The following is a 6,144-nucleotide window of genomic DNA, read 5'->3' as shown; positions in this document are numbered from 1 at the left end:
GGTTGATCAGGTCGGGCGCGCCGCCGGGAGAAGGAGGAGGGCGGCGCGCCCGGGAAGTCCCGGAGGGGGGACTGTCTCGGGGTCCCGGCGGGCGGCGTGGTCCGGCACGCCCGCCGGGATCGGATCAGGCGGCGCGGTCCAGCGCCTGGCCGTAGAGCGCGGGCTTGTCGCCCATGTCGATCCTTGCGAGCTGTCCGGAGGCCACGGCCTCCAGCGCGGCATCGGCCACCAGCGTTGCGGCATAGCCGTCCCAGGTGGAGGGGCCGGTCGCGGTCCCCTGCCCGGCCGCGACGATCCATTCGCGGAATTCCTGGTCATACGCTTCGATGAAGCGCTCGCGCCAGTCCTCGGGGATCGCCTGGCGGATGCCGTGGGCGTCGGTGATCACGGTCGCCGGGCGGTTCGGCAGCGCCGCGATGCCGGTCTCGCAGGAGACCTCGCCGCGGATGTCGTAGCCGTAGGCGATGTTGACCGAGATCTCGACATCGACCAGTGCGCCGGAGGCCATGTGCAGCAGCACCATGTGCGGGTCGCGCAGCTCGCCGCCCTGGCGGGACCGGCGCGGCAGGCGGACCTCGACGCCGGTGACCTCGTCGCCGAGCAGCCAGCGCGAGATGTCCGCGTCATGGACCAGCGTGTCGTTGAGCGGCATCTCGGAGGTGTAGAGCCCGACCGGCACCGAGGCGTTGCGGTGCACCGACTTGTACATCAGCGGCAGGCCCAGCGTGCCGCCGTCGATCACCGCCTTCAGGCGGCGGTAGTCGGCGTCGAAGCGGCGCATGAAGCCGACCTGCACCAGGCGCTTGCCATGGGCGACCTCGGCCTCCATGACGCGGCGCGCGGCCTCGGCCGAGGTGACCAGCGGCTTCTCGCAGAAGACCGGCTTGCCGGCCGCGATGCAGTCGAGCAGCTGCTCCTCGTGGGCGGGCCCCCAGGAACAGATCACCACTGCCTCGATCTTGGGCGAGCGGATCAGGTCCTGCGGCGTGGCGAAGACCTCCGCGCCCGCAGGCGCGGCCGCCGCCGCGCGGGTGGCGTCGATATCCGCGACGCCTGCAACTTCGACCCCCGACAGCACCTTGGTCAGGCGGCGGATATGGTCCTGACCGATCATGCCGGTCCCGATGACTCCGACTTTCAGGCTCATTTCGTTCCCCAGTACTTGTCGACGTAGCGCTGGATTTCCGAGCGCATGAACTTGCCGCTTTCATCCATCCGGTCTTCCCAGGCGAAGACGCAGGCGGTCATGATGCCGTCGAAGCCGACCTCGTGCAGCGTGCCGAAGAAGTCGTCCCACGGAACCTCGCCCTGGCCGATGTCCAGGTGCTGGTGGATGCGGGCATTGGTGCCCGGCGGGTTGAGGATGTAGCGCAGCCCCGAGCTGGCCTTGTGGTTGAACGTGTCGGCGACATGGACATGGGCCAGCACGTCGGCGCATTCGCGCAGCATTTCCTTGGTGTCGTCGCCGAAGTAGTAGGTATGCGGCGCGCAGTAGAGGAACTTCACGTTCTTCGAGTTCACCGTGCGGATGATGTCGACGGCCGGCTTCAGCTCCTCGACCCAGTCCTCGGGATGCGGCTCGACATGGAGCATGATGTCCTCGCGCTCGAAGATCGGCACGAGCTCTTCCATCGAGCGCCACCAGGCGTCCTCGCAGCTCTCGATCATCGAGCCGGTATGGCAGCAGTAGCAGCCGCCCTTGTCGGGATGCGGGCCGCGGCCGAATTCCGAGTTCATCACCCGCACGTCCATCTCGACGGCGATCTCGATGGCACGCTTCCAGTGCTTGACGGCGGCCTGGCGCTCGGCCTCGTCGGGGCTGGCCCAGCGGTACATCGGCAGCAGGCAGGCAACGCCCACGCCGGAGTCCGACAGCGCCTTCTTGAAGCTCTTGATCCGGTCGGGGAAGACCCGCGGCGCCTTGAACCATTCCAGGAAGTCGGCGCGGGGCGAGAGTTCGATCCACTCGTAGCCAAGCTCGGCAACCTTGGAGGGCAGCTCCTCGAGGCTCAGGTGGCGGTGCATGAAGGGGTCGAGCGCGATTTTCATGGCTCGCATCTCCTAGTCGGGAATTTCGGAACGCCCCGGCAGGCCGCCGGAGCGGAGTTTCGGTCAGGCGACCGGTTCCGCCTTGGGCTGCGGCTGCGGGGCGTGGCCGTCATGGGTTTCCATGTAGTCCTCCACCTCGGCATCCAGCGATGCCAGGGCCTCGCCGCCGGCCATCAGGTCGGTGATCTCCTCGCGGGTCTTCTCGCCGCGCATGAAGTTCGCCGCGACCGCGCCGCGGATCAGCACCGCGAAATGGTCGCCCACTGCCATGGCATGCGTCACCTGGTGGGTGATGAAGATCACCGCGATGCCGCGCTTGCGGGCCTCCAGGATGATGCGCAGCACGTGGCTGGACTGCTTGACGCCGAGCGCCGCGGTCGGCTCGTCGAGGATCAGCACGCGGGCGCCGAAATGCACGGCGCGGGCGATGGCGAGGGACTGGCGTTCGCCGCCCGAGAGCCCGCCGATCAGCCGGTCGCCGTCGTCGATCCGGGTGATGCCGAATTCGCGCACGGCCTTCACCGCGGTCTCGTTGGCGGTCTTGCGGTCGAAGACCTTGAAGGGGCCGATCTTCTTGGTGGGCTCGACGCCGACGAAGAAGCTGCGCCCGATCGACATCAGCGGGAAGGTGCCGCCGAACTGGTGCACCGTGGCGATGCCCGCGTCGGAGCCCTGCTTCGGCGTCTCGAAGACGACCGGCTTGCCGTCCATGAGCATCTCGCCCGAGGTGGGCTTGTGCACGCCGGCCAGCGTCTTGATCAGGGTGGACTTGCCGGCGCCGTTGTCGCCCAGGAGGCAGAGCACCTCGCCCGCGTTGATCTTCAGGCTGATGTCGTGGAGGACGTCGATCGGCCCGAAGGACTTGTTGACGTTCCGCAGTTCGAGAACAGGATGGGTCATGTCCGGGGCCTCACTTCTTGGCAGGTTTTGCGGAGGGCGCGGTCAGCGCCAGCTTGCGGAAGACGTTGTTCATCAGCACCGCCGCGAGCAGCATCACGCCGATGATCAGGCTCGACCAGTTGCGGTCGATGTCGGTGAAGTAGATCCCCTGGCTGACGATCGCGAAGGTGACCGTGCCGAGGAAGATCCCGCCGATGGACCCGAAGCCCCCGGTCAGGAGAACGCCCCCGACCACGACCGAGACCACGGCGTTGAAGATGTAGTTCATGCCGCCCGAAACCTGGGCCGAGTTGAACAGGATCGCGCCGCACATCCCCACGAAGCTGGCCGAGACGGCCGAGAGGATGAAGAGCCCGATCAGCATCCGGTCGGTCGGGATGCCGGCGTTGCGCGCCGAGACCTTGTCCCCGCCCATGGCGAAGATCCAGTTGCCGCGGGACGAGTGGTGCAGGATGCCGATGAACAGTGCCGTCATGCCCAGCCACCACAGGATGATCACCTGGTAGGAGCCGCCGATCAGGTGGCCGAAGAGGAACTTGGCCCAGCCGGGGGCTTCGACCGCGACCGAGGCGGAGCCGGTCAGCAGCACAGAGGCCGAGAGCACGATCCCCTGCATGGCCACCAGCGTGCCCAGCGTGATGATCAGCGTCGGCACCGTGGTGCGCACCGCCAGGAGGCCGTTGACCAGGCCGACGAGGACGCCGAGCCCCAGCGCGCCGGCCATGCCGACCCAGATCGGCAGGCCGTAATGGCCGGAGAGGATCGCGACGCTCATCGAGCCCGCCGGGATCATCGCCCCGATCGAGATGTCGAGCTCGCCGGCGATCATCAGGAGCCCCATCGGGATCGCGACGATGCCCAGGTTCGCGGCGAAGTTCACCCAGCTTGCGGTGGTGGCCAGCGTGCCGATGTTGACGCCGCCGAAGATCACGAAGAACAGCGCGACCGCGACGAGGCTGAGGAAGGAGCCCGCTTCCGGGCGGCGCAGGAACTGCGAGAGAACAGGGTTGTTCATTGGATCAGCCCTTCTTTTTCGTCGCGCCGAGCGCGAGCTTGCGGAAGGTGTCGTTCATCAGGACGGCCAGCAGCAGCAGCGCACCGATGATCACCGAGCCGAGATTGGCGTCGAAGCTGGTGAAGTAGATGCCCTGGTTGACGATGGCGAAGGTGATCGTGCCCATGACGATGCCGAGGACGGAGCCCGCGCCGCCGGTCAGGAGCACGCCGCCGATGACGACGCACATGATGGAGTTGAAGATGAAGGACTGCCCGCCCGCGACCTGCGCGCTCTGGTAGACGATCACCTGGCTGACGCCGACGAAAGCGGCGGCGAAGCCCGAGGACATGAACAGCCCGATGCTCAGCTTTTCGGTCGGGATGCCGGCGTTGCGCGCCGATATCTTGTCCCCGCCGAGCGCGTAGACCCAGTTGCCCCATGGCGAGAAGTGCAGGAAGTAGCCCACGATCAGCGCGAAGGCGATCCACCAGAAGATGGTGACCTGGAACATGCCCGCGATGAACTGCCCGAGCAGCGTCGTGGTCAGCGCATCGGGGGTGAGCCCGGTGCTGGTGGAGCCGGTGACCAGCACCGACAGGCCCAGCGTCAGGCCCATCACCCCGAACATCGTGCCGATGGTGACGATCAGCGAGGGAACGCCGGTCTTCACGACCAGGATGCCGTTGACGTAGCCGACAAGGGTCCCGAAGGCGAGACCGGCGGCAATGCCGATGATGTCCGGCAGCCCCCAGTAGCCCGACACGACCGCGACCATCAGCGACGAGGCCGGGATGACCGAGCCGATCGACAGGTCGAGCTCGCCCGCGATCATCAGGAGCCCGATCGGCAGCGCGACGATGCCGATCTCGGCGGCGACGTTCAGCCAGCTGGCGAAGCCCGCGGGCGAGACGAAGACTTGGCCCGCGACGATGGCGAAGAAGACGAAGACGGCGACAAGGCCGAGAAGCGAGCCCGCCTCGGGGCGCCTGAGAAGATGCCCGAAGCCGCCGGACGCGCCGGACTTCTGCTTCGCGGCTGGCGCCGCGCCATTCTGGATCCCGGAAATCATTCGATTGCCCCTTTGCTTGCTCGGGGCACAGGGGATCGGCCGCTGCAGGCGATGCAGCGCTCTCCTCCCCCGGCCCTCAGGATGGGCGCCCGCCGGATCGTCCGGCAGGCGCCAGCCTCATGGGAGTGTCAGCGGACGCCCTTGGCCACGCCGTCCAGCGTCGCGTCCACATTGGAGCTGTCGACGATGCCCGGACCGGTCAGGATCTCGCGGGTGGGGATGGAGAGCCCGAAATTCACATGCGCGTTCAGGATCGAGACCGCCATGTAGCCCTGCATGTAGCCCTGCTGGTCGATCGCGAACATCTGCTTGCCATCCTTGATGTTGTTCAGGATGGTCTCGTCCATGTTCAGGCCGCCGACCTGCACCTTGCCGGCCTTGCCGGACTGCATCACGCCGTTGATCGAGGCATTCGCGTCGACATTGCCGATCGTGTAGATGCCGCCGACATCGGGGTTCTTCAGCAGGTAGGCCTTGACCGCCTGGGCCACCGCGGTGGCGTTGCCGAAGGAGGTCGCGGGCAGCGGCAGGGTCTCGCCCTCGCCGCCGGCCTCGGTGATGCCGTCATTCATGCCGCTGCAGTTGTCCTCGATGTTCGAGGCGCCGGGCAGCGTGTTGATGCAGACGAGCTTCATGATGCCGTGCTCGGCGAAATACTTGCCGGCTGCCTTGCCGTTCTCGTAATCGTCCGAGCCGATGTAGTTCATCGCGCCCAGGCGGTCCGCCGCCTCGAGCCCGCCGGCATTGTAGATGATCAGCGGAATGCCCGCCTCGACCACGGCCTCGAAGGCCGGGTCCATCGCCTCGGGCACCCAGTCGGGGCCGACGATCGCGTCCGCGCCCTGGCTGATCGCCTGGCGGATCAGCTCGGCGGCATCGACGCCCAGGTTGTCGTAGTTCTGCGGACCGAGCCAGGTGACGGAGCCGCCCTGCTCGGCGGCCAGCTTGCCTGCATCCTCTGCGCCGCGCTTGACGATCGACCAGAAGGGATCGTCGGGCTTGCCGCCGACGACGAACACGTCGGCTGCCAGAACGGCACCGGCAGCGAAGGACATCATTGCGGCACAGGAAACGGATGCCGCGAAACGGCTGAATTTGGTCATGGTCTTCCTCCCTAGGCCCCGCCTCC

The 6,144-nt window shown here is 67.1% G+C and carries 6 protein-coding genes; all 6 read right to left on the bottom strand.

Features of this window, described 5'->3' with window-relative positions; all coding sequences use genetic code 11:
* Positions 1–124 precede the first annotated feature (124 nt).
* Entirely contained in the window at positions 125–1,147 is a 1,023-nt protein-coding gene (locus HCC78_RS31180) for a Gfo/Idh/MocA family oxidoreductase (protein WP_172332620.1), read from the bottom strand.
* Positions 1,144–2,049 (bottom strand): sugar phosphate isomerase/epimerase family protein, encoded by a 906-nt coding sequence (locus HCC78_RS31175; protein WP_172332619.1) that lies wholly within the window; start codon positions 2,047–2,049, stop codon positions 1,144–1,146. The genes HCC78_RS31180 and HCC78_RS31175 overlap by 4 nt, the downstream gene beginning before the upstream one ends.
* A gap of 63 nt (positions 2,050–2,112) precedes the next feature.
* Positions 2,113–2,949: an ATP-binding cassette domain-containing protein gene (locus HCC78_RS31170; protein ID WP_172332618.1), complete on the bottom strand. Its 837-nt coding sequence runs from the start codon at positions 2,947–2,949 to the stop codon at positions 2,113–2,115.
* A 10-nt stretch (positions 2,950–2,959) separates the two neighbouring features.
* Positions 2,960–3,964: an ABC transporter permease gene (locus HCC78_RS31165; protein WP_172332617.1), complete on the bottom strand. Its 1,005-nt coding sequence runs from the start codon at positions 3,962–3,964 to the stop codon at positions 2,960–2,962.
* 4 nt (positions 3,965–3,968) lie between these two features.
* Positions 3,969–5,015 (bottom strand): ABC transporter permease, encoded by a 1,047-nt coding sequence (locus HCC78_RS31160; protein ID WP_172332616.1) that lies wholly within the window; start codon positions 5,013–5,015, stop codon positions 3,969–3,971.
* A 128-nt stretch (positions 5,016–5,143) separates the two neighbouring features.
* Complete coding sequence (locus tag HCC78_RS31155) at positions 5,144–6,118, bottom strand: sugar ABC transporter substrate-binding protein (protein WP_172332615.1); 975 nt, start codon at positions 6,116–6,118, stop codon at positions 5,144–5,146.
* Positions 6,119–6,144: the final 26 nt, after the last annotated feature.

It is taken from the genome of Mangrovicoccus sp. HB161399, assembly GCF_013184745.1.
Classification (GTDB): domain Bacteria; phylum Pseudomonadota; class Alphaproteobacteria; order Rhodobacterales; family Rhodobacteraceae; genus Mangrovicoccus.
The sequence above is the reverse complement of the archived record's forward strand: the minus strand, read 5'-3'. Positions and strand labels throughout refer to the sequence as shown.